Origin of the sequence: Pseudomonas sp. RIT778 (assembly GCF_019718735.1) — a bacterium.
Taxonomy (GTDB): Bacteria; Pseudomonadota; Gammaproteobacteria; order Pseudomonadales; family Pseudomonadaceae; genus Aquipseudomonas; species Aquipseudomonas aphyarum.
This window is the reverse complement of sequence record NZ_JAIHBA010000030.1, coordinates 1-23,780: the sequence shown is the minus strand read 5'-3', so window position 1 is coordinate 23,780 and position 23,780 is coordinate 1. Positions and strand designations below refer to the sequence as shown.

Here is a 23,780-nt window from a genome sequence, read left to right as displayed (position 1 = left end):
ATGGATGTGCAAGTCAAGCAAGACTGGATGAGTATTCGCCGTGGTAACACTACCGCTGCTCTGACAACCGCTTATGAAGAAGGGCTAACAGGTTTTACCGTTGCGAGTCGAACTGGCAAGCAGATCACCCTGCAAGAAGGCGATGTGTACACCGAATTTGTGTCGTGTTCGTATCTGGGATTGGAAACCCATCCTGCACTTATCGAAGCCGCTCATCAGGCGCTCAATAGCTGCGGGCTGCATCTGTCTTCTTCTCGAAGTGCAATGCGCCCCCATTATCTGCCGCAACTCGAAGAACTGCTCTGCCAGGTGTACAAAGGCGGCGCGGTCGCAGTCTTCACTTCCACCAGCAGTGTGCATCTCGGTGTTTTACCTCTGTTGGGCAGCGGTTCATTGGCTGGCTATCCCGTCAGAAAAAGAGTGCATTGGCTGATGGATAAAACCGCCCATGCTTCGATGCAGGTTCTGAGGGGAATTCTGGAGCAGTTCGGTTCTGTTTCCAGAGTTGAGTCGACTGACCCGGAGGCGTTGGCTGTTACGCTGAAAGAATGCTCGAACAGGGGCGAAACCCCAGTGCTTCTGATTGATGGCATTGGTTCGATGAGTGGTTTGGTGCCCATTGCCGAGCTTTCCCGGCAATTAGAGTCTGCGCAGGGATACCTGTATGTAGACGATGCGCACGGTGTTTCGATTGTCGGTCGCCACGGCGCGGGGTACGCGTTTTCTGCGGTAGATCATTCAATGCCAGCAAATATTATTTTGGCCGGATCACTTTCCAAAGCCTTTGGCGGCGCTGGTGGTTTTGTTGTGGTGTCGGATCCGCAGGACGTCGAAATTATCCGGACTTCAGCAAACCCGTTGATCTTCGGTCACTCCATCATGGTGCCGATGCTCGCGGCGAACGTTGCTTCGGCGCAAATCCATCTAACGGAAGAAATCGACGTGCTGCAAAAGCGCCTGTGGGAAAACGTCAGTCTTTTAGATGCTGTCACCGGCAACCAGCTACTTAATGCGGGTATCAAGTCGCCAGTCAGGGGCGCCTTCTTCGAAACCGAGGAGGCCGGATTACTGGCTGCAAAAGCGCTGCGTGACCAAGGCATGCTGCTGTTCCCGGTGTTCTATCCAATCATCGCCAAAGGTAAGGCAATGCTGCGTTTTGCAGTGTCATCTGATCACCGTGAGCAAGAGATCAGGTTGCTTGGAGGCGCCTTGCAGGCGTTGTCGAGAAATGGGATCTGGACTCCCGCTCTAAGCGAGCCAGCTTAACCCTGACCGTCAGATACCTTGCCGAAATTGGCTATTGGAGGTGCATAAATGCAACAACATGGACAGTTATCACAGACAGGAACGTCAAAAATTTTGCAGCCGCTGCGGGAAAGGCTCGACTCGATCAATTTGCAGGTGGTCGACCTGCTCTCGGAGCGCATGAAGCTGTGCATGGGCATTGCCGAACTTAAAGCCGCGCACGGCATAGCGATGATGCAGCCTGGGCGAATCTCCTATGTGCTGGATATGATCAAGGAAAGATCACTGGCAACTGGACTCAGGCCGGAATATGCCGAATCGATCTTCAAGATCATCATTGCGGAGACGTGTACACAGGAAGACATGTTGATCAATCAGCGGTTGAACCGGGGCGTGTCCTCATGAAGATACTGCTGATTGATAACTTCGATTCCTTTACCCAGAACATCGCACAATATCTTTTCGAGGTAACAGGGGTTTGCGCAGACATCGTCAAGAACAGTGTTTCGTACAGCGAGCTCGGAATCGAAAAGTACGACGCAGTGGTGCTGTCACCCGGTCCAGGACATCCCGCCGAACAGGATGATTTCGGTGTTTGCGGTAGCGTCATTTTGCATTCTCCTGTGCCGATGCTCGGCATCTGCCTGGGGCATCAGGGAATCGCGCAATTTCTTGGTGGGGCTGTCGGGCATGCTCCAAGCCCTGTGCATGGCTATCGCAGCCGTATTACGCACTCAGGCAAAGGGCTTTTTCGGGACTTGCCCGAGCAGTTTGATGTGGTCCGGTATCACTCGTTGATGTGTACGAGTCTGCCAGCAGAGCTTCACTGCACAGCCTGGTCCTCTGAGGGCGTGGTGATGGCAATCGAGCACGTTTCCCGGCCGATATGGGGGGTTCAATTCCATCCGGAGTCCATTGACTCGGAATATGGGCATGCGCTTCTGAGCAACTTCATACGTATGGCGCTTGAGCACAATGTCAGTGTGAGAAGCCGACTGGAGTCTGATACAGAGTGTGCATCGTCAAAGAGCGCCTATGTCGCTGTGGGAGGCGAGCTGAATATGCAGCTCGCCTACCGAGAACTACCCGAAGGCCTAGATCCCCAAGCGGTATTTTCGTCCTTTTATGCAGATGACCGCTTCGCGTTTTGGCTGGATAGCGAGAAATCGGAAAGACCGAACGCCCGTTACTCGATCATGGGAAGTGGGGAGGGACAGGGGGCCATAAGGCTTGACTACGATGTCACTGGTCAATGCCTGACGCTCGAAGGGCCCAAGGGCAGAAAAAGTATCAAGGGCGACTTTTTTACGCTTGTTGCGCAGATATTCGAAGCCGTTCAGATCGCGACCCCACAATATTTGCCATTCGGATTCAAAGGCGGTTTTGTCGGTTACCTGGGGTATGAACTGAAAGCATTGACCGGCGGGGAAAAGACCTATCGGTCGGGGCATCCGGATGCGGCATTCATGTTTGCGCCGCACTTTCTGGTTTTCGATCATCAGGAAAGCAAAGCTTATCAGTGCATGATCACCGCCACGGGAGAGAAGGGCGTTTGGCCGACGCTGCCTGACGTCGTGGAGCCTGAAGAAAGTCCAACCCTTCATGGCAAGGCATTTACTCCAGGAGCTGTAGATGAACTAAAGCTATCGCTTGACGATGGGGCGGATGATTACATCGCCAAGATCAATCAGTCGCTGCAGTACATCATCGATGGCGAGTCTTATGAGATCTGTCTTACCAATCGGGCAAAAATGAAGTATGACGGCGCTCCATTTAACGCCTACAAGCGAATGCGTCAGGCCAGCCCTGTACCTTATGGAGCCTATCTTTCGTTTGCCCAGTTCTCGGTACTTAGTGCATCGCCGGAGACATTCCTCCGGATCGACGACAGCGGGATGGTCGAATCCCGGCCTATCAAAGGCACCAGACCGCGCAGCAAGCAGCTTTCGGAAGACCGGATGCTGCGTGATGAGCTCCGGGTTTCAACAAAAGATAGAGCCGAAAACTTGATGATTGTTGATCTGGTGCGCCATGACTTAAATCAGGTTTGCCGACCGGGGAGCGTACATGTTCCCGAGATTTTCTCGGTCGAAAGTTTCTCATCGGTGCATCAACTGGTTTCCACCGTTCGCGGGCACCTTCGCTCAGAAGTGGCAACGCTTGAGGCCATTCGAGCCTGTTTTCCGGGTGGTTCCATGACGGGGGCACCCAAGAAACGCACGATGGAAATTATTGACGTGTTGGAATCCTCGGCGCGAGGGATCTATTCTGGCGCTTTGGGCTGGTTATCTTTCAGCGGAGCGGCGGAACTGAGTATCGTCATACGCACGGCTGTTCTGCAGGACGGTGAGGCGACATTTGGTATCGGTGGCGCAATCGTGGCGCACTCTGATCCAAAGCAGGAACTTGAAGAGACTTTAGTCAAGGCAAGCGTACCTTATTACAGTTTTGTCGCAGGGAGCGAAGCATGATGGGCGACACGGTAGTCGTATTGGGTGGCGCGGGGCTGGTGGGATCCCTTGTCGCCCGTATTCTTATGCAATACGGATGCAATGTCCGCGTGGTGGATCGCAGGGCTCCAGAGCAGCCATGTGGTTTTCATGAGGTCGATGTCACAAGTCCGTTCAGTACTACCGGGCACATTTTTCAAGGGGCGAAGGCGGTTGTTTTTGCCCTGCCGGAAAGTGTCGCGATTCGGGCAATTCCTTGGGTTCTAGGGGCTGTGTCGGACGAGGTGGTCTTTATTCCGACCTGCTCTGTTCAAGAACCGTTTTACCGAGCCTTGAAGAGTGCTTCACCCCCACAGCCCTTTGTCGGGATCAACCCGATGTTCTCGCCCAAGCTTTCAGTTCAGGGGCGAACCGTTGCCGTTTGCCTGGACGATGAGGAGTCGCCTACAACCTTCATCGAGCAGTTTCTGCTTGGTGCAGGAATGAAGATCAAGCGAATGGCGCCCGTTGCTCATGACGAGCTGATGGCGCTTTGTCAGGCGCTCCCTCATGCCGCGATTCTTGGCTTTGGCCTGGCGTTGTCCAAGTGCTCGCTGGACCTTGAAAGCGCACTTGAAGTGATGCCACCGCCAATGCGCACCATGATGGCGTTGCTGTCTCGCGTTCTGGTGAATCCGCCCGAAGTCTATTGGGACATTCAGTTGGAGAACGACCACGCCATCAAGCAGCGCGAGGCGTTGGCAGAGGGAATGAGACGCTTGACCGAGAGTGTCCGCAGACAGGATTACGACGGGTTTAGCAACGATCTGCAAGGTGTTTCAAATGCATTAGGCCGCCGTTTGAATTCGGGGGCGGTCGATTGTCAGCACGTATTTTCACTATTGAACTGATCCATATACGCCAGGGAAGTGCGTAGGAAAACGTTTCACGGGGCCATCAAAAATGCCCCGTGAAATTATCTTTGTCTAAGGAGCTTTATCCATGGCATTAACAAATGAGCCTACCCGCGGCAATACATCTAGACGCTGGCTTGGCCTCTGCGTGTTGATGTTGCCAGTGCTGCTGGTGACCGTTGATAACACCGTATTGGGTTTCGCGTTACCCAAAATCGCCGAAGCCTTGCGTCCAACTGCCAGCCAGCAGCTGTGGATGATCGATGCCTATTCGTTGGTTCTCGCAGGACTGCTGGTTTCGATGGGTAGCCTGGGTGATCGGGTGGGGCACCGTAAGTTGCTGCTTATCGGCTCGTTCGGGTTTGTGGTGGTCTCGGTGCTGACCGCATATTCCGAAACATCGATGCAGCTGATTATCGGGCGGGCTTGCATGGGGATTTTCGGTGCGATGTTGATGCCCTCCACGCTGGCATTGATACGTTCGGTGTTTGAGGATCGAGAAGAGCGCAGAGTGGCAGTAGCGATCTGGGCAACGACGCTGACTGTCGGCTCGGCACTAGGGCCTTTGGTGGGAGGGGTGTTGTTGCAGTTCTTTGATTGGGGCGCGATTTTTCTGTTGGCGGTTCCCGTCCTGATTCCATTGTTAGTACTGGGGCCGCTGTTGCTCCCTGAATCAGATCGTGATGCGTCGGGTCCGCTGGACCCGATCAGCATCCTTCAGTCGATGGTCGCACTGGGTTGTATCGTTTACAGCATCAAGCATGGCGCCAGTGAGGGCATTGACGGGATTGTGTTTGGCACCTTTCTGGTAGGTGCACTGGCAGGCTGGATATTCGTACGTCGCCAGTTGCGTCTTCCTGTACCCCTGATGGACATGACCCTGTTCAGCAATGGCGCCTTCAGCGGGTCAGTCCTTATCAATTTGATGAGTCTTGCGTTTCTTGTCGGCTTCGTTTTCTTCACGACTCAGTTTTTGCAGATTGTTCTGCAAATGGCGCCCTTGAGTGCGAGCCTTGCATTGGTGCCGGGGCAAATCATGGCGATTATGGTTGGAATGGCAGTCGTCCCAGTCGCGCAGCGTATGCCGGTGCATGTACTGATACCGATTCTGGTGGCTTTCACCGGTGCGGCCTTTTTGCTGGTGGCCAGCATGGGCAGCAGTCTTGCGGTATTGGTAGTGGCGTTCGCGTTACTCAACATCGGAGTGGGGGCGATCGCTACGGTTTCCAATGATGTGATTTTGTCGGCAGCGCCCCCAGCGAAGGCAGGGGCGGCATCCGCCATCAGTGAAACAGCCTATGAAGTGGGCGTGGTGCTGGGTACGACTCTGCTTGGCGGCCTGGTGACGGCTCACTACCGAGCAGACCTGCAGCTTCCAGCGTTTTTGAGCGATGTTCAGACGATGCTGGCAAGTGAAACGCTGGCTGGCGCTCATCATGTTGCGACGGGGTTGGCGGGGGATCAAGCGCAACAGTTGATGCAGCAGGCGGGAAGTGCATTTGAAGGCGGAATTGCATTGGTATCGTGGCTCGCTTTCGGCCTGGCGCTGATAGCAATTCTGATCGCTAGGCGTACGTTGCGCTTGCCAAAGGTTCAGCCGGCAGAATGTCATTAATCAATGCTAACCGTAGAACCTCCCGGTATTGCCCATCCCCGTGCAGTAGAGACTTGCTCAATAAGCGTCTGCGGGTATGCTGATCGCCTGCCGAGGAGATAGAAATGGCCTACGATTTTGACCTTTATGTGATTGGCGCCGGTTCCGGCGGTGTGCGGGCTGCGCGTTTTGCTGCCGGGTTCGGTGCGAAAGTGGCGGTGGCCGAGAGCCGTTATCTGGGCGGTACTTGCGTCAACGTCGGTTGCGTACCGAAAAAACTGTTGGTGTACGGCGCTCACTTTGCCGAAGACTTCGAACAGTCCTCGGGATTTGGCTGGAGCCTGGGCGAGGCGGATTTCGATTGGGCCACGCTGATTGCCAACAAGGATCGCGAGATCAATCGCCTGAACGGCATTTATCGCAATCTGCTGGTCAACAGCGGCGTGACGCTGCATGAAGCGCACGCCAAGATCGTTGGTCCTCACGAAGTCGAGGTCAATGGCGAGCGATTCACTGCGAAGAATATTCTGATCGCCACCGGTGGCTGGCCGCAGATCCCCGAGATTCCGGGGCATGAGCATGCGATCAGCTCGAACCAGGCGTTCTTCCTCAAAGAACTGCCCAAGCGTGTACTGGTCGTCGGTGGCGGTTACATTGCCGTCGAATTTGCCGGAATTTTCCATGGCTTGGGCGCCAACACGACATTGTTGTATCGCGGGGATCTGTTCCTGCGTGGTTTCGACGGTTCGGTTCGCAAGCATCTGCAGGAAGAACTGACCAAGCGCGGTCTGGATTTGCAATTCAATGCCGACATTGCCCGCATCGACAAGCAATCCGACGGCAGCCTGAAGGCGACCCTTAAGGATGGTCGCGTACTGGAAGCGGATTGTGTGTTCTACGCCACCGGCCGACGTCCGATGCTGGACAATCTGGGGCTGGAAAACACTGATGTGCAACTCGACGACAAGGGCTTCATCAAAGTCGACGAGCAATATCAAACCACCGAGCCGTCAATTCTGGCGCTGGGCGATGTCATCGGTCGTGTGCAGTTGACGCCAGTGGCGCTGGCTGAAGGCATGGCAGTGGCACGGCGCCTGTTCAAACCTGAGCAATACCGCCCAGTGGATTACAAGATGATCCCCACGGCAGTGTTCAGTCTGCCGAACATCGGTACCGTCGGCCTGACCGAAGAAGAGGCGCGGGAAGCGGGTCACGACGTCGTGATTTATGAAAGCCGCTTCCGGCCGATGAAGCTGACCCTTACTGACTGCCAGGAGCGCACGCTGATGAAGCTGGTGGTCGATGGCAAGTCCGACAAGGTGCTGGGCTGTCACATGGTCGGGCCGGATGCTGGCGAGATCGTGCAAGGTCTGGCAATCGCGTTGAAAGCTGGCGCCACCAAGCGTGACTTCGACGACACCATCGGGGTGCACCCGACGGCGGCCGAAGAATTTGTCACGATGCGTACGCCGGTCGGCGCTTAAGTCTTTTTCGGTTGTGCTGCGTCTGGCGCTGCCGCAACGGTGGTGGCCAGGCGCAGACTGTCTTGCGCCTTGGTCAATTCCTTCTCCAATGACTGATTGAGCTGCGATTGCTCGTCGACGTTCTGTTTGAGCGTCTGACTTTCCAGCAGGGCCACGCGCAGGCGTTCCTGGAGGAGGGTGCGTTCGCTGTCGACGCGGGACGCTTGCTCCAGCAATTGATCCTGGCGCTGATTGCTGTGCTTGAGCTGATCCTGCATCAGGCTCAGTTCGCGCACGGTGCCGCGATTTTCGGTCAGCAAGCGCTCGTTGTCGCGGTGCAGCTGGGTGATCTCGTCCTGACGTACCAGCGCGCTTTGCTGCGCCTGGCGCAACTCCATCTGCAACTGCTGCACCTGGGTTTCGTGACGACTTTGTTCCTGCTCGCGCTGTTCCTTGATGGCGTTGCGGTAGTGCTCAAGCGCATCGCGGGCGTGCAGGTGCTTTTCTTCCAGCGAGCGGATCTGCTCGTCCTTGTCCTGCAAGCGCAATTCAAAATCGGCCAGCGCCTGATTCAGCCCGGCGTTGCGGGTCTGTTCGGTCTGCAGCATCGAGCGGGTATCGCTCAGGGCTTCGGATTCCTTGGCCAGTGCTGCGGCCTGAATGTCGTGCTTCTTCTCCAGTTGCGCGTGATCCTGACGAAGCTGATTCAGCTCGTCCTCCAGCGCCTGACGCTGTTGCTCGTACTGCTCGCGCGCCTGATCAATCGGCTCCTGCGCCTGTTCTTTCAGGCGTTGGGCAAGGCGCGTGACGAGTGCCAGCAGCTCGTCATCGATAGGTTCTGCCGAAGGATCGGCCGGTTCGCTGCCGTCATCCAGCTCCTTCAGATAACGATGAATCGTGGTTTTGGAACCCGTGTTGCCCAGCTCAATGCGTACTGCGTCGATGCTGGGGTGTTCGCCACGGGCGAGGATCGCTGCGCGCGCGATCTGGACTACTGCTTTGTTAACGCCGCCACGGGCCATATCTGCTCCTACCATTTCGTACTGTGGTACATGCCACCAAAGTACGCAGTGTACCATGTTGAAAACAAAGTAAAACAAGCACCGATAAACGGGCGGGATATACTGGTATTACCCCATGTGAAACCCCTAAAATCGGTTTCCGCACAAACCCTCAGTACGCCGCGAGAAAATCAGCCCATGAGCGATATCGATCGCTATCTGCAAGCCGCCACCCGTGACAACACCCGCCGCAGCTATCGTTCGGCCGTCGAGCATTTCGAAACGGTCTGGGGTGGGTTCCTGCCCGCGACAGCGGACAGCATCGCGCGGTATCTGGTGGCGCATGCCGGCGTGCTGTCGGTCAACACGCTGAAGTTGCGTCTGTCGGCGCTGGCGCAGTGGCACAACAGTCAGGGCTTCGCCGATCCCACCAAGTCGCCGGTGGTGCGCAAAGTGTTCAAGGGCATTCGTGCGCTGCATCCCGCGCAGGAAAAGCAGGCCGAGCCGCTGCAGCTGCGCGATCTTGAGCAGACCGTCGCCTGGCTTGAGCAGGAAATGAAGGACGCTAGAGAGAATCAGGACCGGCCGCTGTTGCTCAGAGCCTGCCGTGATCGGGCTTTAATCCTGCTGGGCTTCTGGCGCGGCTTTCGTAGTGATGAATTGTGTCGGGTGCAGATCGAACACGTGCAGGCGCACGCCGGCAGCGGTATCACCCTTTACCTGCCGCGTAGCAAGGGCGACCGGGAAAACCTCGGTCAGACCTATCAGGCTCCGGCGTTATTGAAGCTATGCCCGGTGCAGGCTTACATCGAATGGATCACCGAAGCGGCACTGGTGCGAGGTCCGGTATTTCGCGCCGTCGACCGCTGGGGCAATCTGAGCGAGGAGGGTTTGCACGCCAACAGCGTGATTCCGTTGCTGCGTCAGGCCCTGGAGCGCGCGGGGATCTCCGCCGAGCGCTACACCAGCCATTCCCTGCGACGCGGCTTCGCAACGTGGGCCCATCAAAGCGGCTGGGATCTCAAATCATTGATGAGTTACGTGGGCTGGAAGGATATGAAGTCCGCCATGCGCTATGTTGAAGCGAGCCCCTTTCACGGGATGGCCCGGATTACGGATAAGCCGCTGTCGCCGTAGATATCGTTTTCTTCTATTAATACCCTCAGCTAATAGCGAAAACAAATCAGCAGCATCAGGTTTGCCAATGAGCCATCCGTCGAGTGACTGGGTAGGATTCACCCATCGAATTCACAACCCTAACGGAGAGTCATCAATGCCTATCATCAACAGCCAAGTAAAACCGTTCAAAGCTACCGCGTTCAAAAACGGCGACTTCGTACAAGTCTCGGACGCTGACCTGAAAGGCAAATGGTCCGTAGTGTTCTTCTACCCGGCCGACTTCACTTTCGTTTGCCCAACCGAGCTCGAAGACCTGGCTGACAACTACGCCGCCTTCCAGAAACTGGGCGTAGAGATCTACAGCGTTTCGACCGACACCCACTTTGCCCACGCTGCCTGGCACAACACTTCGCCAGCCATCGGCAAAATCCAGTACACCATGATCGGCGACCCGACTCAGGTCATCTCCCGCAACTTCGACGTGCTGATCGAAGAAGCTGGTCTGGCGGATCGTGGCACCTTCGTGATCAACCCTGAAGGCCAGATCAAAATCGTTGAACTGAACGATGGCGGCGTTGGCCGTGACGCTTCCGAGCTGCTGCGCAAAATCAAGGCTGCTCAGTACGTTGCTGCTCACCCAGGCGAAGTTTGCCCGGCCAAATGGAAAGAAGGCGAGGCCACTCTGGCTCCGTCCCTGGACCTGGTCGGCAAGATCTAAGTCTGTGACACGCAATGCAGGGCGGGACTCCGCACCTACTTAAGTAAGCTGCACCGCCCAATAGAAAAGCCCGGGCGAGATTCGCTCGGGCTTTTTTTCGCCTCAAATAAAGTCAGGAGATCGCCCGTATGTTGGACGCCAATCTTAAAGCCCAGTTGAAATCGTACCTGGAACGGGTCACCCAGCCGATCGAGATCGTTGCTTCACTCGACGACGGTGCGAAATCCCGTGAAATGCTCGACCTGCTGAAAGACGTTGCCAGTCTTTCGCACCAGATTACCTTGATCGACAGCGGCGACGATGCGCGAAAACCGTCGTTCTCGGTCAACCGCCCCGGTGCCGATATCAGCCTGCGTTTCGCCGGCATCCCGATGGGCCATGAATTCACTTCGCTGGTGCTGGCCCTGCTGCAAGTCGGCGGCCACCCTTCGAAGGCCAGTGTCGAAGTGATCGAACAGATCCGCTCGCTCAAGGGCGAGTTCAACTTCGAGACTTACTTCTCGCTGTCCTGCCAGAACTGCCCGGACGTCGTTCAGGCGCTGAACCTGATGGCCGTGCTGAACCCGAACATCCGCCACGTCGCCATCGACGGCGCGCTGTTCCAGGACGAAGTCAACGATCGCAAGATCATGGCTGTGCCGAGCATTTACCTGAACGGCGAAAACTTCGGCCAGGGCCGCATGGGCCTGGAAGAAATCCTCGCCAAGCTCGACACCGGCGCAATCGAGCGTCAGGCCGAGAAAATCAGCGCCAAGCAAGCCTTTGATGTGCTGGTGGTCGGCGGTGGCCCGGCCGGTGCTTCGGCGGCGATCTACGCCGCACGTAAAGGCATTCGCACCGGTGTTGCAGCCGAGCGCTTCGGCGGTCAGGTGCTGGACACCATGGCCATCGAGAACTTCATTTCCGTGCAGGAAACCGAAGGCCCGAAACTGGCGACCGCGCTGGAAGAACACGTCAAGCAATACGACGTCGACATCATGAACCTGCAGCGCGCCGACAAGTTGATCCCGGGCAAGAATGGCGAGCTGCATGAAGTTCACTTCGCCAGCGGCGCGACCCTCAAGGCCCGTAGCGTGATTCTGGCGACCGGAGCGCGCTGGCGTGAAATGAACGTGCCGGGCGAGCAGGAATACCGCAACAAAGGCGTGGCTTACTGCCCGCACTGTGACGGTCCGCTGTTCAAAGGCAAGCGTGTGGCGGTGATTGGCGGCGGTAACTCCGGCGTCGAAGCGGCTATCGACCTGGCCGGTATCGTGTCTCACGTCACCTTGCTGGAGTTCGACGTTCAGTTGCGCGCCGACGCCGTATTGCAACGCAAGCTGCACAGCCTGCCGAACGTCACCGTGATCACCAGTGCGCTGACCACGGAAGTCACCGGCGATGGCCAGAAGGTCAACGGCCTGCGCTACAAGGATCGCAACACTGACGAACTGCGCACTGTCGAGCTGGAAGGGATCTTCGTGCAGATCGGTCTGCTGCCCAACACCGATTGGCTCAAAGGCACCATCGAGCTGTCGCCGCGCGGCGAGATCATCGTCGACAACCGCGGTGAAACCTCGATCCCGGGTATCTTCGCTGCCGGCGACGTGACCACCGTGCCTTACAAGCAGATCGTGATTGCAGTGGGCGAGGGCGCCAAGGCTTCCCTCAGTGCTTTCGATCACCTGATCCGCACTTCGGCTCCGGCGTAAATCCCGGGCCTGAAAAAGAAAAACCCCCATCAGCGATGATGGGGGTTTTTCTTTGCGTGTTGCTTTTTACCCAGGTCCAGCTTTACAGCGGAGCTGGCTGAATGATCTCGACCCAGTAGCCATCCGGATCCTTGATGAACGCCAGGCTCTTCATGCGGCCATCGGTCAGGCGCTTCTGGAAGTCGCAGCCCAGTTCTTCAAAGCGCGCGCAGGCAGCGACGATGTCCGGTACCGAGATGCAAATGTGACCGAAACCGCGCGGGTCGGTGTTGCCGTTGTGGTAGGCGAAATCCGCGTCGTTTTCGGTACCGTGGTTGTGGGTCAGTTCCAGTATGCCGGGAATCGACTTCATCCACTCGGTGCGGGCAGCGGCGTCAGCCGGAATCTGCGATTTGTCGACCAGGGCGAGGAAGTACAGGCTGAATTCCGCTTCCGGGAAATCACGCTTCTCTACCAGCGAGAAACCCAATACGCGGGTATAGAAATCCAGCGACTTGGTGATGTCTTTGACGCGCAGCATGGTGTGGTTGAACACGAAGTTGCGGGTTGCGCTGTCCGGGGTGGCGGTGACGCCAGGGAAAGTGTTCAGTTCTTGCAGGCTCATGAGCCCTCCGTAACAAATTGGGGCGAGTGAATGGGCGCAATGATACGCATGCCTGGCAGCATCGCCAAACCGAAAGCGCGGGCTTGCCCTGTGAGCGGGCGGGCCTCAGACTTTACGGCTCAATCCGCGAGTGCCTCTGGTAATGATCCGACCGTTCAAATCGCTGTTCGTTTTCCTGGGTTTTTCCCTGCTTGCTCTGCCGGCCTTTGCCGAGGCACCGAGCATCACCTGGCCGGCCGGTTGGGAAGTCGAGGCGCTGCCCGAAACCTCTCCTGAAGTCTCGCGTCAGCGTGCGGTGAAGACTGACGCCGATGGCAATCAGGTGATGGTGATGGAGTTGACGATGACCCGCGTGGAAAGTGGTCATCAGGTCAACTTGCAGGGCGTGTTGCTGGAAATGCGCAAGTCGGTGCAGAAAGACTTTTTCCAGAGCGGTTATCAGAGTGTCTGCAACAAGGTTCACGCGAGTACGCTGGGCTCGATGACTGCGCTTGAAACCACTTGTACGGTGACTGAAAACGGCCGTCATGTGTTGTCGCAAACATTGGTTGCAGCGGTCGAGGCGGATAAGGCTTACGTACTTTCGTATGCCGGGCAGGCGGAGGTTTATAAGGCGAGCGGCGACGACATAATGGCTGCGCGAAACAGCTTGAAATTCTAGTCGTCTGTTCGTGGTCAGCCTGATGTTAGATACCGGAACTGATTAAACATAAAGTTAATCTCCGGCTAACGGGGCAACATTCGGAAGCATAGTTTCAGCGCGAGAACGGTTTGAGACTCAACTTGCTCGCCAGAAAAATCGTTGCATTTGTTAAATATTGTCCAAAAAAAAGCCCTGCATATGCAGGGCTTTCATGTTTGCGAGGGATTAACCGCGCAACCAGGAATCAACGGTGGCTGCACCGTATTGTTCCTTCCAGGCTTTCAGGCCACGGTGGTTGCCACCCTTGGTCTCGATCAGCTCGCCGGTGTGCGGGTTCTGATAGACCTTGACCACGCGAGCGCGGCGGGTTTTAGGTGCGGCGGTCGATTGCAGACCGGATTTCGCCGGGTTCGGATCGAGAATGGCGATGATGTCTTTCAGGCCTTTGCCGTAGGTTTTCATCAGCCCCTGGAGCTTTTCTTCGAATTCGATTTCTTTCTTGAGCCCGGCATCGTTCTTCAGCGATTCCAGCTGCTTGAGCTGTTCCTGAAGGGCCTTTTCAGCTGCACGAAATTCAGCGAGTCTGGACAATATCTTTACTCCAATAGTGTGTTTGGCTGATACCAACCGCAAACAAAGCTATAAGCCAAGAGCCTTGAAGCGACTCGGTGATAATGGCTCACCTGCCCATCTTGCAACAGGTAAGAAAAATTGTAGTAGTTAATGCGACAAGAGTAAATCCTGACTTTTTCTTCATGTAACAACAACGCTGTTTTGTATCAATTTGGTGCGGGCTGTCGGCGAGTCAGGATTTATCCCGCCAAGTTAATGATGAGTTAATGCTTCGATGAAGTCTGCAGCCGGCATCGGTTTGCCAAAAAGGTAGCCTTGCAGAAAGTTGACATGGTGGGCTGCCAGATAATCGCACTGGGCTTGCGTCTCGACACCTTCGGCCACAATGCCCAGATCCAGTTTGGTGGAAAGCTCGATGATGCTGTCCAGAATGTGCCGGGACAGGGCATCTTTATCGATCATGGCGACAAATGTCTGATCGATCTTGAGGAAGTCGACATTGAAGGTCCTCAAGTAGCCAAGGCTTGAATGGCCGGTACCAAAGTCGTCAATCGCGATCTTCACGCCCATTGCGCGCAGATGCGCGAACAGTTGATGGGTGATGTCGGAGGGCTCGATCAGCTCGCGTTCGGTCAGCTCCAGAACCAGGCTGATGCTGCCGGGCTGGAATGCTGACAAAAATTCACGGCAATCCTCAACCAGCTCCAGATCTTGGCAGTGGCTGGCGGTGATGTTGATGCCGATGTGGAACGGCGCGGTAAAGGTTGCTGACAGCGGCCCCAGCACGACAGCAGTTTGCTGCATCAAGGCGCGGGTCATCGGCACGATCAACCCGGAGTGTTCGGCAAAGGGTATGAACAGGTCCGGACGCACCAGCCCCTCCTTGGGATGGTTCCAGCGCATCAGCACTTCCGCGCCCGACCAGCGTTTGCTGTCGCCGTGCACCACCGGTTGAAAGTACGGAATGAATTCTCCCGCCTCCAGCGCTCGCAGCATTTCATGGCTGGGCGAGGTGGAGCGCCTCTGCACGATGTAGCCGATCGCTCCCGATACCGCACCGAAGAACATCAGCAGACTGAACAGCGGCGGGTACTCGTCTTTCATGTAGCGCCAGGTTTCGCCTGCCGGAAACGCGGCGCTGACCGAGAACGCGTAGTGCGACGAGTGCAAGGTACTTTGCGCCACGGGCAACGCGGGCAGGGCGCCCTGATGCACTTTGCCGTCGGCGGAGAGCCAGTTGTTGCCGACTTGCAGCAATAACAACGTGTGCCGGCCGATCAGGCGCAGAATGTTGCTCAGGTGATAGCCGTCCAGCGTGGTCAGTGCGCCGCCGCGGCCCTCGCTCAGGCGATAGACCAGCAGCGCGGTGTCAGGCGTGACCGGGTTGCCGTTCATGAGCCACAACTTGCCCTGGGCGTAGTCGCCCGGATTCACCGCTTCCTTGAAGTCGCCGAACAGCGAACTGCAATAGAGATTGTCGTCCCACACCAGATTGGTCGAGCGCACGAACGGACGGCGAGTGACTTGTTCGCGCAACGCCAGTTTGACGGTCTCGCAGGTCTGGCCGGCCAAAGGCAACAGTTCGCGGGCGGCCTGGGCGGTGTTGTCGAGCATCAGTTCGAACTGCCGCAGGGCTTCATCGGCGGTGTGTTGCGAACTCTGCTGAAGGGCGCGTCCGGCCTGCATATAAAGAATCACGCTGCCGAGTACGATCGGCAGCAGGCCGCACAGTAATGTCACGATAATCCGGGTGCTGCGATTGCGGCGGGGCCTGACGGTCAGTGGCATTGGCGCATCCTGTCGCGGTGGAGTGGGGCTCTTGATGGTAGGTGAAGCGTGCGCACAAAGCCCGGGGTCTGAGCCCCATGATAGATGGCCAATGACAGCTGCGCCGCTCAACGATAATCCAGCCGTGTTGCCAGCTGAATGAATGCCAGTGTGGCGGGCGAAGCCTGGCGCTGATCCAGCACCGCCAGACCGACTTGCCGAGTGACAGCGGGGGACAGCGGTCGCTTGACATAGCGCGGGTCGGGATCAAAAGGCAACGAACCTTCGGCCACCACGGTCATCGCATCGCCCCGGCCCACGGTGTCGAGGGTGCTGAGCAGTTGTGAGCAGCGATAGCGGATGTTCGGGCTCAACCGCGCCGCGTTGAAAAGGCGCGAGACCAGCTCCGACGAACCGGCCTCGGTCAGCACGAACGGATCGTTGCACAAGTCTTTCAGCGTCACGGATTCGTGCGCCGCCAACGGGTGACCGAGCGGGAGCAGGGCGACCATCTGGTCTTCGATCAGGGCAAACGTGTCGAAGCGCTCCTCGGGCAGCACCACAAAACCGATATCGATCCGCCGCTCCTCCAGCCACTGAATGACCTGCCGATCCGGGCCTTCATCGATGTGCACTTCGATCCCCGGATGCGCCTCGCGATACTGCTGCAGAATCTTCGGCAACAACTTGATCGAGGACGTCGGTCCGAACGAGCCGATGCGCAGCGTGCCGCGTTTCATGCCGCGCGCATCCGCTGCCTCTTGGCGCAACGTATTGGCCAAACCAAGCATCGCGCGCGCCCGCAGCAGCAATTGTTCGCCGATGTCGCTCAGTTCCACTTGCGATTGGTGCCGGCGAAGCAGCTCGACGCCCAGTTCCTGTTCCAGCGACTTCAAGGCGTGGGACACCGCTGACTGGGAAATCCCCAGACGATGGGCGGCGAGGGTGAAACCGCGCAGTTCGGCGACCAGCGAGAAGATTTCGAGTTGGGTCAGGGTCATGAGTAAAGACTCATTTTACGATGATGAGGAATCAATCGAATGATACGTCATCCGTCAGTCTCATCGTTGGGAGCGTTATGAGTTGTCATGAACCTGATCGTCCGGCCGCCTCGGACATGCCCGTCTACCTGAACCTGGCGCTGGTCACCATGATCTGGGGCGGAACGTGGGTAGCCGGGAGGTTTCTGGCCGGTAGCCTGAGCCCGGTCTTTGCCGCCAGCCTTCGGTTTTTGCTGGCCAGTGTGGCGCTGGTCGTTTGTTTAAGGCTCGCTCGAATCCGCTTGGCGCGGCCAACGCCCCGGCAATGGCTGCAACTGGCGTTGCTGGGGTTCTTCGGGATTTTCTTCTACAACCTGTGCTTCTTTTACGGGCTGCAATACATCAACGCTTCTCGGGCTTCGTTGATCGTGGCGCTGAATCCGGCGGTAATCGGTCTGGCGTCATGGCTGCTGTTCAAGGAGCGTCTGAGTCGATTGAAGGTGATCGGCATCGCAATCTGCATCGGCGGGGCGGGTGTGGTGATCGTCAGTCGCAACCCGCAACTGCTGAGCGAAACGCCGGACGCGTGGATTGGCGATCTGCTGATCCTCGGCTGCGTTTTGAGCTGGGGCGTCTATTCGCTGTTCTCCCGCAGCCTCAACCAGAGCATCGGCCCGGTGCAGACCGTGACCTTTTCGATTCTGCTGGGCACCCTGATGTTGTGGGCGCTGGCCCTGAGCCGTGGCGAAGTCGACGTTGCAGCGCTGGCCGCGCTTGGCCCGCGCCAATGGCTGAGCCTGGCCTATCTGGGCGTACTCGGCTCGGCGCTGGCCTACATCGGTTACTACGATGGCATCCGTAAAATCGGCGCCACACGCTCCGGCGTGTTCATTGCGCTCAACCCGCTGACCGCCGTGCTGGCCGGTGCAATCCTGCTGGGTGAACAGCTGACGCTGGCCATGTGCCTGGGCGGCGTGCTGATTCTGGCGGGCATCTGGCTGTGCAACAAACCCCTTGCACCGGCCGGAAAAAAGCGGATTTTATAGAGAGGGCAGACAACCCTATTTACGCTGTGTAGAATCGGGTTACGCATACAATAATAATCGTCTTCTGGCAGCAGAAGCCTCGCCCGCAAGAGCCTTGGGTCGACAATGAAGATATTCGGGTTTCAACTGATCTACGGTGACTTCCTCGCCCGCAGTGTGCGTGGCATCTCCTGTGCGCCACCCACCGGTCTCAGCATTACTGACAAATAACTCTGGTTAATTGATAAGAATGATGAGGCGCCAACCATGGCAGATTTATACGAAAACCCAATGGGCCTGATGGGCTTCGAGTTCATCGAGTTCGCATCGCCGACTCCTGGCACCCTTGAGCCGATCTTCGAGATCATGGGCTTCACCAAGGTCGCGACCCACCGTTCCAAGAACGTGCACCTGTATCGCCAGGGTGCGATCAACCTGATCCTCAACAACGAACCCCACAGCGTTGCTTCGTACTTCGCGGCTGAACACGGCCCGTCGGTGTGCGGCATGGCGTTCCGGGTCAAGGATTCGCAGAAGGCCTACAACCGTGCACTGGAACTCGGCGCCCAGCCGATCCACATCGAAACCGGTCCGATGGAACTGAACCTGCCGGCGATCAAAGGCATTGGCGGCGCGCCGTTGTACCTGATCGACCGTTTCGGCGAAGGCAGCTCGATCTATGACATCGACTTCGTGTTCCTGGAAGGCGTTGACCGCAACCCGGTCGGTGCCGGCCTGAAGATCATCGATCACCTGACCCACAACGTGTATCGCGGTCGCATGGCCTACTGGGCGAACTTCTACGAGAAGCTGTTCAACTTCCGTGAGATCCGCTACTTCGACATCAAGGGCGAATACACCGGCCTGACCTCGAAAGCGATGACCGCACCGGACGGCATGATCCGCATCCCGCTCAACGAAGAATCGTCGAAGGGCGCCGGGCAGATCGAAGAGTTCCTGATGCAGTTCAACGGCGAAGGCATCCAGCACGTGGCGTTCCTCACCGACGACCTGGTCAAGACCTGGGATCAGTTGAAGAAGATCGGCATGCGCTTCATGACCGCGCCGCCGGACACCTACTACGAAATGCTCGAAGGCCGCCTGCCGAACCACGGCGAGCCGGTCGATCAGTTGCAATCGCGCGGCATCCTGCTCGACGGTGCGTCGGATAAAGAAGACAAGCGTCTGCTGCTGCAGATCTTCTCGGAAACCCTGATGGGCCCGGTGTTCTTCGAATTCATCCAGCGCAAGGGCGACGATGGCTTCGGCGAAGGCAACTTCAAGGCACTGTTCGAATCGATCGAGCGTGACCAGGTGCGTCGTGGCGTGCTCGCTACCGAGTAATTAGCTGCACCGATAAAAAATGTGGGAGCGGGCTTGCTCGCGAAGGCGTCGGATCAGTCAACTGAAGTGTTGAATGAACGATTGCTTTCGCGAGCAAGCCCGCTCCCACATTTGTTTTGTGCTGCTTTTAAGGCCTGCGCTGGCGCATCAGATGCTTGAACCCTTCAAACACCAGCACCACCACGGCGAGCCAGATCGGGATGTAGGTCAGCCATTCACCGGGTTTGATGCTCTCGCCGAGCAACAGCGCCACACCCAGCAGCAGCACCGGCTCAACGTAACTCAACAAACCAAACAGGCTGAACGGCAGCAAGCGGCTGGCGATGATGTAGACCACCAGTGCCGAGGCACTGATCAGACCGAGCAGCGGAATCAGCCATGTCAGCGCCGGGTACTGATCGAACACGCCGAAACCCTGTTCGCCGCCGCGCACAAACCAGTACGCCACCGGCAGCATCAAAGTCATGTCGACCCACAAACCGCCGAGGTTGTCGGTCTTGAGGTATTTGCGCAGCACGAAATACAACGGGTAACCGACGACTACGACCAGCGTCGCCCAGGAAAACCCGCCGACCTGATACAACTCGTTCAACACACCGAGGCTGGCAAAAAACACCGCGACTTTTTGCAGGTATGACAGGTTTTCGCCATAAGCGATGCGCCCGGTCAGGACCATGGACAACGGCAGCAGGAAGTAACCCAGCGACACATCAAGGCTGTAGCCGTTGAGCGGCGCCCACATGAACAGCCACAACTGCACGCCGAGCAACGCGGACGAAACGATCAGGCCACCGATCAACTTCGGCAGCGCAGGGACCCGGCGCAGCAGCTCCAGCACCCGCCGCCATTCGCCGGACAGCAACATGAACACGGTCATGCAGGGCAAGGTCAGCAGCATCCGCCAACCGAAGATTTCCACGCCGCTCAACGGGGTGAGCAGCGAGGTGTAGTAATACATGACGGCGAACAGCGTCGATGCTGTCACCGATAGAGCAATGCCTTTAGACAAACTGTCCTCGCGGGGGTGATGGTGAAACGGGGCGCGCAGGATACGTGGTTTTTGTGGTGAATATTGGCCGAGTGATCAATATTTCCAACATCCGACACAGGTCCCGTGAGAACAGAGACCTGTGTCGAAGCATAGGTGCTTAAGCCTGATGCGGCTTACGGCCCGACACAAAATGACTCACATCATTAAACCCCGGCGTAGACGCATGCCCCGGCGTCACCAGTGAGTCGATAAACGCCTCATCCTCCGCCGTAATCTTCACCGCCTGCGCCTTGGTGTACGCATCCCACTGTTCCTCAGTACGCGGCCCGACAATCGCCGACGTCACCGCGCCGTTGTTCAGCACCCAGGCAATCGCAAACTCGACAATCCCGACCCCACGCTCCTGAGTGTATTGCTGAATCTGCTGGGCAATGCGCAACGACTCCACCCGCCATTCAGTTTCCAGAATCCGTTTGTCCTGGCGCCCGGCACGGCTGTTGGCGTCCGGCGTCACGTCCGGTGCGTACTTGCCGCTGAGCACGCCACGGGCCAGCGGGCTGTAAGGCACCACGCCGAGGCCGTAAGTCTGGGCGGCGGTGATCTGTTCGGTTTCGGCCTGACGGTTGACGATGTTGTAGAGCGGCTGGCTGATCACCGGCCGATCAACGCCCAGTTTGTCCGCCACGCGAATCACCTCGGCAATCCGCCAGCCGCGATAGTTCGACAGGCCCCAATAACGGATCTTGCCCTGGCGAATCAGATCGCCAATCGCCGAGATCGTCACCTCCAGCGGGGTGTTGTGGTCTTCGCGGTGCAGGTAATAGATGTCGAGGTAGTCGGTGCCAAGCCGGGTCAGGCTGGCCTCCAGACCGTTGAAGATGTGCTTGCGGCTCAGACCGCTGCGATTCGGCACGCCGTCCACCGGGCCGAAGCCGACCTTGGTCGCCAGCACCCATTCATGCCGATGACGGGCGATGGCCTCGCCGACGATCTCTTCCGAACGGCCGTTGGTGTAGACGTCGGCGGTGTCGATGAAATTGATGCCCTGATCCCAGGCCTTGTCGATGATACGCAGCGAATCTTCCGCGCTGGTCTGCTCGCCGAACATCATCGTGCCGAGGGTGAGGGTGGACACCTGCAACCCCGAGTGACCCAGTGTGCGATAGCTCATGCCGAAATCCTTTTGTCGGTGGGAAAGCTTCCATCAAATACCAGAAGCGCCCGGCGCGGCAAAGTGAATTTATCGACGCAATGTCTCGCAACGCTGCCTTAAAAACGCCTGCAACACCTTGACCCGTTCCGACACTTGCACCCGATGCGGGCACAACAGATTGAACGGCACGCTCTCGCCATGCCAGTCATCGAACAGCGTCACCAGCCGCCCGGCGCGCACGTCTTCGGCCACGTCGAGCCAGGCTTTATAGGCGATCCCATGCCCGGCGAGCGCCCAGCGGCGGGCGACTTCGCCGTCGTCGCTGAGGTAGTCGCCGCGTACTTCGACCTCGACGGTTTCGTCGTCGCGATGGAAGCGCCAGGTGTTGTAAGGACGACCGTTGCGCAGGTAGAGCAGGGCGCTGTGCTCGCTCAGTTCAGCAGGATTTTGCGGTGTGCCGTGGCGTTCCAGATACGCAGGGTTGGCGCAGGCCACACGCCGATGCTCGGGCAGAATCGGCAACGCCACCAGCGTCGAATCACTCGGCACACCAAAGCGCAGCGCCACATCAACCGTCTCGCGAAACAGGTCCGCGTGTCGGTCGTTGAGCAGCAATTGCAGCTGAATGTGCGGGTGCTCGTGCTTGAAATCGTCTAGCCACGGTAACAGCACATTGCGCCCGAAGTCCGACGGCGCCGCCAGTTGCAGCACGCCGCTCAAGCCTTCGGTTTGCTGCTTCAGTGCCTGCTCGCCCTCGGCCAGTGTCGCCAGCGCCAGACGCACGCTTTCCAGATAACGCCGGCCTTCTTCGGTCAGGCGCATGCTGCGGGTGGAGCGGGCGAACAGGCGAATGCCGAGGCGGGTTTCCAGGCGTTTCAACGCGATGCTCGCTGCAGCCGGCGTCAGCTCCAGCGCCCGGGCAGCGGCGGAGATGCTGCCGGAGTCGGCGGTGCGGACGAAGATTTCCAGATCGAGGATTGAGCTCATTAGTAAAAATCCGTTGAAGATCCTTGGCGTTTTGCGGGATTTTTCCTGGATTGGCAAGCGCAGATACTGAAATCCTGAATAACCGCAGGAGACAGACATGACGTGGACATTTGATCATCTGGCCTTCAGCACCGCTGACGGTCAGGCGCTGCAGGACGCTTTTGGTGGGTTGTTGGGATTGACGCCGGGGCGGCGGCCGCCGTTTCCGTTTCCCGGGCGGTGGTTGTATCAGGATGGGGAGGCGTTGGTGCATGTGATTGAGCAGCCCGCGCTGGATGAGGCGGCGTTGAGTCATATTGCGTTTCGCACCGATGAAGATGCGGCGGTGGTTTTGAAGCGGGTGCAGGGGAGTGGGTTGCCGTATCAGGTGGCGCAGGTGCCAGAGGATGGGATCTGGCAGATTTTTGTGCAGATGCCGGGCGGGTTGGTGCTTGAGCTGGATGCGAAAAGCAGTGCGTGATGCTCGTTCCCACGCTCTGCGTGGGAATGCCTCAAGGGACGCTCCGCGTTCCAGCTCTGGAAGGGACGCGGAGCGTCCCGGGCTGCATTCCCACGCGGAGCGTGGGAACGATCTGGAGTGGGGTGTTTAAGTGAAGTGTTTAAAGGACACGTTCGGACACGCACCCAGGCTACACAACCTTGCGCCGTTGCCTACGACTAAGCCAGAATCCGCCGGCTTGTGCGCTCAAGGGCCGGGTTTTATCGTTGTCCCGTCGCTGAAATACAGCGATCGGGTTTGGTAGCCCGGATCTGACTTGTTGCGCAATTCACCGTATTCGGACGCTTATCCGTCCGTGCTTTTATGGTGGCCATGCGTGGGGCGCTTTCGAGCGCGCCGGTTTTCCAAGTCACCGGTCTACCAACCCGTGTATGGCCACCACCTCTTCGTTTGGTAGCGAAGTTTGATGGCTCCATTTTTCTGATTTGGAGATTCAAACGTGATCAAACCAACACCCAGCCCACCCGAAACCGACACCCACCTCGCCCTACGAGTCCCTCGACTCCAAGACATTCCACGAAGCCGCCGAACGCGCCCTCGATCACTACCTCAATCCGCTGCTCCCCAGAAAACCGGTGCTCAAACCCAACACTCGTTACCTCATCGCCCCCGGCATCGACAGCGAAGAACTGCTGGCCGATGCCTCTGAAACCCTGACTTGCGCCAAAACCATGGCCACTGACTTCGCCGGGCTGGTGGACGGCTCGCAGCGACATGTGCTGCTGGGCATTGCGCAATTGATCATGCTGAGTGAACTGGCGGTGAATCGGGCGCTGGATAATCTGGAGTTGAAGACAGAAACACCGCTCTAGCCAGATCCTTAGCCTGATCGTTCCCACGCTCCGCGTGGGAATGCAGCCCGGGACGCTCTGCGTCCCTTCCAGAGCTGGAACGCGGAGCGTCCCTTGAGGCATTCCCACGCGGACGGTTCGACGCCTCGACGTGGGAACGATCTAAATGAAAAACGGCCCGTAATGGGCCGTTTCTGTATTTCGACTAAGGCTTAAGCCCGCAACGTCCGCGTCATCCGCAACGCCAGC

At 57.6% G+C, this 23,780-nt stretch carries 21 protein-coding genes and 1 pseudogene; 14 read left to right on the top strand and 8 right to left on the bottom strand.

Going from position 1 to position 23,780, the window contains the following annotated elements; genetic code table 11:
• From K5E37_RS20790 to gorA, 6 genes are all read left to right on the top strand, one after another.
• Window positions 1-1,266, top strand: coding sequence for an aminotransferase class I/II-fold pyridoxal phosphate-dependent enzyme (locus tag K5E37_RS20790; RefSeq protein ID WP_221535012.1), 1,266 nt, complete (start codon window positions 1-3; stop codon window positions 1,264-1,266).
• Between the two features lie 48 nt (window positions 1,267-1,314).
• A complete protein-coding gene (locus tag K5E37_RS20785) occupies window positions 1,315-1,650 on the top strand; it encodes a chorismate mutase (protein WP_221535011.1) in 336 nt (111 codons plus the stop codon).
• Window positions 1,647-3,716 carry an aminodeoxychorismate synthase component I gene (gene pabB / locus K5E37_RS20780; protein WP_221535010.1) on the top strand — a complete coding sequence of 690 codons (2,070 nt, stop codon included), beginning with the start codon at window positions 1,647-1,649 and terminating at the stop codon, window positions 3,714-3,716. Before K5E37_RS20785 ends, pabB begins: the two co-directional genes overlap by 4 nt.
• Window positions 3,713-4,585 carry a prephenate dehydrogenase dimerization domain-containing protein gene (locus K5E37_RS20775; RefSeq protein WP_221535009.1) on the top strand — a complete coding sequence of 291 codons (873 nt, stop codon included), beginning with the start codon at window positions 3,713-3,715 and terminating at the stop codon, window positions 4,583-4,585. Before pabB ends, K5E37_RS20775 begins: the two co-directional genes overlap by 4 nt.
• Window positions 4,586-4,676: 91 nt before the next feature.
• The gene (locus K5E37_RS20770) at window positions 4,677-6,203 is read left to right on the top strand and encodes an MFS transporter (protein WP_258711798.1); all 1,527 of its coding nucleotides are present in this window, start codon (window positions 4,677-4,679) and stop codon (window positions 6,201-6,203) included.
• Between the two features lie 104 nt (window positions 6,204-6,307).
• Window positions 6,308-7,666 (top strand): glutathione-disulfide reductase, encoded by a 1,359-nt coding sequence (gene gorA, locus K5E37_RS20765; protein ID WP_221535008.1) that lies wholly within the window; start codon window positions 6,308-6,310, stop codon window positions 7,664-7,666.
• Here gorA and K5E37_RS20760 read toward each other — a convergent pair.
• Window positions 7,663-8,667: a DNA-binding protein gene (locus K5E37_RS20760; protein WP_221535007.1), complete on the bottom strand. Its 1,005-nt coding sequence runs from the start codon at window positions 8,665-8,667 to the stop codon at window positions 7,663-7,665. The two genes, gorA and K5E37_RS20760, sit on opposite strands and share 4 nt — an antisense overlap.
• Window positions 8,668-8,844: 177 nt before the next feature.
• On the opposite strand from K5E37_RS20760, the gene K5E37_RS20755 reads away from it, so the two are divergent.
• From K5E37_RS20755 to ahpF, 3 genes are all read left to right on the top strand, one after another.
• Complete coding sequence (locus K5E37_RS20755) at window positions 8,845-9,783, top strand: site-specific integrase (RefSeq protein WP_221535006.1); 939 nt, start codon at window positions 8,845-8,847, stop codon at window positions 9,781-9,783.
• Between the two features lie 136 nt (window positions 9,784-9,919).
• Window positions 9,920-10,483, top strand: coding sequence for an alkyl hydroperoxide reductase subunit C (gene ahpC / locus K5E37_RS20750; RefSeq protein ID WP_007958941.1), 564 nt, complete (start codon window positions 9,920-9,922; stop codon window positions 10,481-10,483).
• A 128-nt stretch (window positions 10,484-10,611) separates the two neighbouring features.
• Window positions 10,612-12,174, top strand: coding sequence for an alkyl hydroperoxide reductase subunit F (gene ahpF, locus K5E37_RS20745; protein ID WP_221535005.1), 1,563 nt, complete (start codon window positions 10,612-10,614; stop codon window positions 12,172-12,174).
• 82 nt (window positions 12,175-12,256) lie between these two features.
• On the opposite strand, the gene gloA is transcribed toward ahpF, so the two are convergent.
• The gene (gene gloA / locus K5E37_RS20740) at window positions 12,257-12,778 is read right to left on the bottom strand and encodes a lactoylglutathione lyase (protein WP_065260490.1); all 522 of its coding nucleotides are present in this window, start codon (window positions 12,776-12,778) and stop codon (window positions 12,257-12,259) included.
• 142 nt (window positions 12,779-12,920) lie between these two features.
• Here gloA and K5E37_RS20735 point away from each other — a divergent pair, with 142 nt between their 5' ends.
• Window positions 12,921-13,439: a DUF4946 domain-containing protein gene (locus tag K5E37_RS20735; protein WP_221535004.1), complete on the top strand. Its 519-nt coding sequence runs from the start codon at window positions 12,921-12,923 to the stop codon at window positions 13,437-13,439.
• Window positions 13,440-13,646: 207 nt separating this feature from the next.
• Here K5E37_RS20735 and K5E37_RS20730 read toward each other — a convergent pair whose 3' ends face one another.
• From K5E37_RS20730 to K5E37_RS20720, 3 genes are all read right to left on the bottom strand, one after another.
• A complete protein-coding gene (locus K5E37_RS20730) occupies window positions 13,647-14,012 on the bottom strand; it encodes a histone-like nucleoid-structuring protein, MvaT/MvaU family (RefSeq protein ID WP_011334329.1) in 366 nt (121 codons plus the stop codon).
• A 234-nt stretch (window positions 14,013-14,246) separates the two neighbouring features.
• Window positions 14,247-15,782, bottom strand: a complete 1,536-nt coding sequence (locus K5E37_RS20725; RefSeq protein ID WP_221535003.1) for an EAL domain-containing protein — start codon at window positions 15,780-15,782, stop codon at window positions 14,247-14,249.
• 107 nt (window positions 15,783-15,889) lie between these two features.
• Window positions 15,890-16,762, bottom strand: a complete 873-nt coding sequence (locus K5E37_RS20720) for a LysR family transcriptional regulator (RefSeq protein WP_221535002.1) — start codon at window positions 16,760-16,762, stop codon at window positions 15,890-15,892.
• Window positions 16,763-16,839: 77 nt separating this feature from the next.
• On the opposite strand from K5E37_RS20720, the gene K5E37_RS20715 reads away from it, so the two are divergent.
• Complete coding sequence (locus tag K5E37_RS20715; protein WP_221535001.1) at window positions 16,840-17,787, top strand: DMT family transporter; 948 nt, start codon at window positions 16,840-16,842, stop codon at window positions 17,785-17,787.
• 246 nt (window positions 17,788-18,033) lie between these two features.
• The gene (hppD, locus tag K5E37_RS20710) at window positions 18,034-19,110 is read left to right on the top strand and encodes a 4-hydroxyphenylpyruvate dioxygenase (RefSeq protein ID WP_007958955.1); all 1,077 of its coding nucleotides are present in this window, start codon (window positions 18,034-18,036) and stop codon (window positions 19,108-19,110) included.
• A 127-nt stretch (window positions 19,111-19,237) separates the two neighbouring features.
• Here the strand turns inward: hppD and rarD are convergent, their stop codons facing one another.
• The 3 genes from rarD to K5E37_RS20695 all read right to left on the bottom strand — a co-directional run bounded on the left by rarD (window position 19,238) and on the right by K5E37_RS20695 (window position 22,241).
• Window positions 19,238-20,119 carry an EamA family transporter RarD gene (gene rarD / locus K5E37_RS20705; protein ID WP_221535000.1) on the bottom strand — a complete coding sequence of 294 codons (882 nt, stop codon included), beginning with the start codon at window positions 20,117-20,119 and terminating at the stop codon, window positions 19,238-19,240.
• Between the two features lie 139 nt (window positions 20,120-20,258).
• On the bottom strand, window positions 20,259-21,272 hold the full coding sequence (locus K5E37_RS20700; protein ID WP_129973253.1) for an aldo/keto reductase: 1,014 nt from the start codon (window positions 21,270-21,272) through the stop codon (window positions 20,259-20,261).
• 69 nt (window positions 21,273-21,341) lie between these two features.
• Entirely contained in the window at window positions 21,342-22,241 is a 900-nt protein-coding gene (locus tag K5E37_RS20695) for a LysR family transcriptional regulator (RefSeq protein ID WP_221534999.1), read from the bottom strand.
• A gap of 97 nt (window positions 22,242-22,338) precedes the next feature.
• Between K5E37_RS20695 and K5E37_RS20690 the strand changes: the two genes are divergently transcribed.
• Window positions 22,339-22,701: a hypothetical protein gene (locus K5E37_RS20690; RefSeq protein WP_221534998.1), complete on the top strand. Its 363-nt coding sequence runs from the start codon at window positions 22,339-22,341 to the stop codon at window positions 22,699-22,701.
• Window positions 22,702-23,179: 478 nt separating this feature from the next.
• Window positions 23,180-23,552, top strand: a pseudogene (locus K5E37_RS20685) (DUF6124 family protein).
• Window positions 23,553-23,780 lie beyond the last annotated feature (228 nt).

Bases quoted from the DNA above. Each gene is read 5' to 3' on its own strand.
- K5E37_RS20790 (WP_221535012.1), top strand. From the start codon at position 1: ATGGATGTGCAAGTCAAGCAAGACTGGATGAGTATTCGCCGTGGTAAC.
- K5E37_RS20785 (WP_221535011.1), top strand. From the start codon at position 1,315: ATGCAACAACATGGACAGTTATCACAGACAGGAACGTCAAAAATTTTG.
- pabB (WP_221535010.1), top strand. From the start codon at position 1,647: ATGAAGATACTGCTGATTGATAACTTCGATTCCTTTACCCAGAACATC.
- K5E37_RS20775 (WP_221535009.1), top strand. From the start codon at position 3,713: ATGATGGGCGACACGGTAGTCGTATTGGGTGGCGCGGGGCTGGTGGGA.
- K5E37_RS20770 (WP_258711798.1), top strand. From the start codon at position 4,677: ATGGCATTAACAAATGAGCCTACCCGCGGCAATACATCTAGACGCTGG.
- gorA (WP_221535008.1), top strand. From the start codon at position 6,308: ATGGCCTACGATTTTGACCTTTATGTGATTGGCGCCGGTTCCGGCGGT.
- K5E37_RS20760 (WP_221535007.1), bottom strand. From the start codon at position 8,667: ATGGCCCGTGGCGGCGTTAACAAAGCAGTAGTCCAGATCGCGCGCGCA.
- K5E37_RS20755 (WP_221535006.1), top strand. From the start codon at position 8,845: ATGAGCGATATCGATCGCTATCTGCAAGCCGCCACCCGTGACAACACC.
- ahpC (WP_007958941.1), top strand. From the start codon at position 9,920: ATGCCTATCATCAACAGCCAAGTAAAACCGTTCAAAGCTACCGCGTTC.
- ahpF (WP_221535005.1), top strand. From the start codon at position 10,612: ATGTTGGACGCCAATCTTAAAGCCCAGTTGAAATCGTACCTGGAACGG.
- gloA (WP_065260490.1), bottom strand. From the start codon at position 12,778: ATGAGCCTGCAAGAACTGAACACTTTCCCTGGCGTCACCGCCACCCCG.
- K5E37_RS20735 (WP_221535004.1), top strand. From the start codon at position 12,921: ATGATCCGACCGTTCAAATCGCTGTTCGTTTTCCTGGGTTTTTCCCTG.
- K5E37_RS20725 (WP_221535003.1), bottom strand. From the start codon at position 15,782: ATGCCACTGACCGTCAGGCCCCGCCGCAATCGCAGCACCCGGATTATC.
- K5E37_RS20720 (WP_221535002.1), bottom strand. From the start codon at position 16,762: ATGACCCTGACCCAACTCGAAATCTTCTCGCTGGTCGCCGAACTGCGC.
- K5E37_RS20715 (WP_221535001.1), top strand. From the start codon at position 16,840: ATGAGTTGTCATGAACCTGATCGTCCGGCCGCCTCGGACATGCCCGTC.
- hppD (WP_007958955.1), top strand. From the start codon at position 18,034: ATGGCAGATTTATACGAAAACCCAATGGGCCTGATGGGCTTCGAGTTC.
- K5E37_RS20700 (WP_129973253.1), bottom strand. From the start codon at position 21,272: ATGAGCTATCGCACACTGGGTCACTCGGGGTTGCAGGTGTCCACCCTC.
- K5E37_RS20695 (WP_221534999.1), bottom strand. From the start codon at position 22,241: ATGAGCTCAATCCTCGATCTGGAAATCTTCGTCCGCACCGCCGACTCC.
- K5E37_RS20690 (WP_221534998.1), top strand. From the start codon at position 22,339: ATGACGTGGACATTTGATCATCTGGCCTTCAGCACCGCTGACGGTCAG.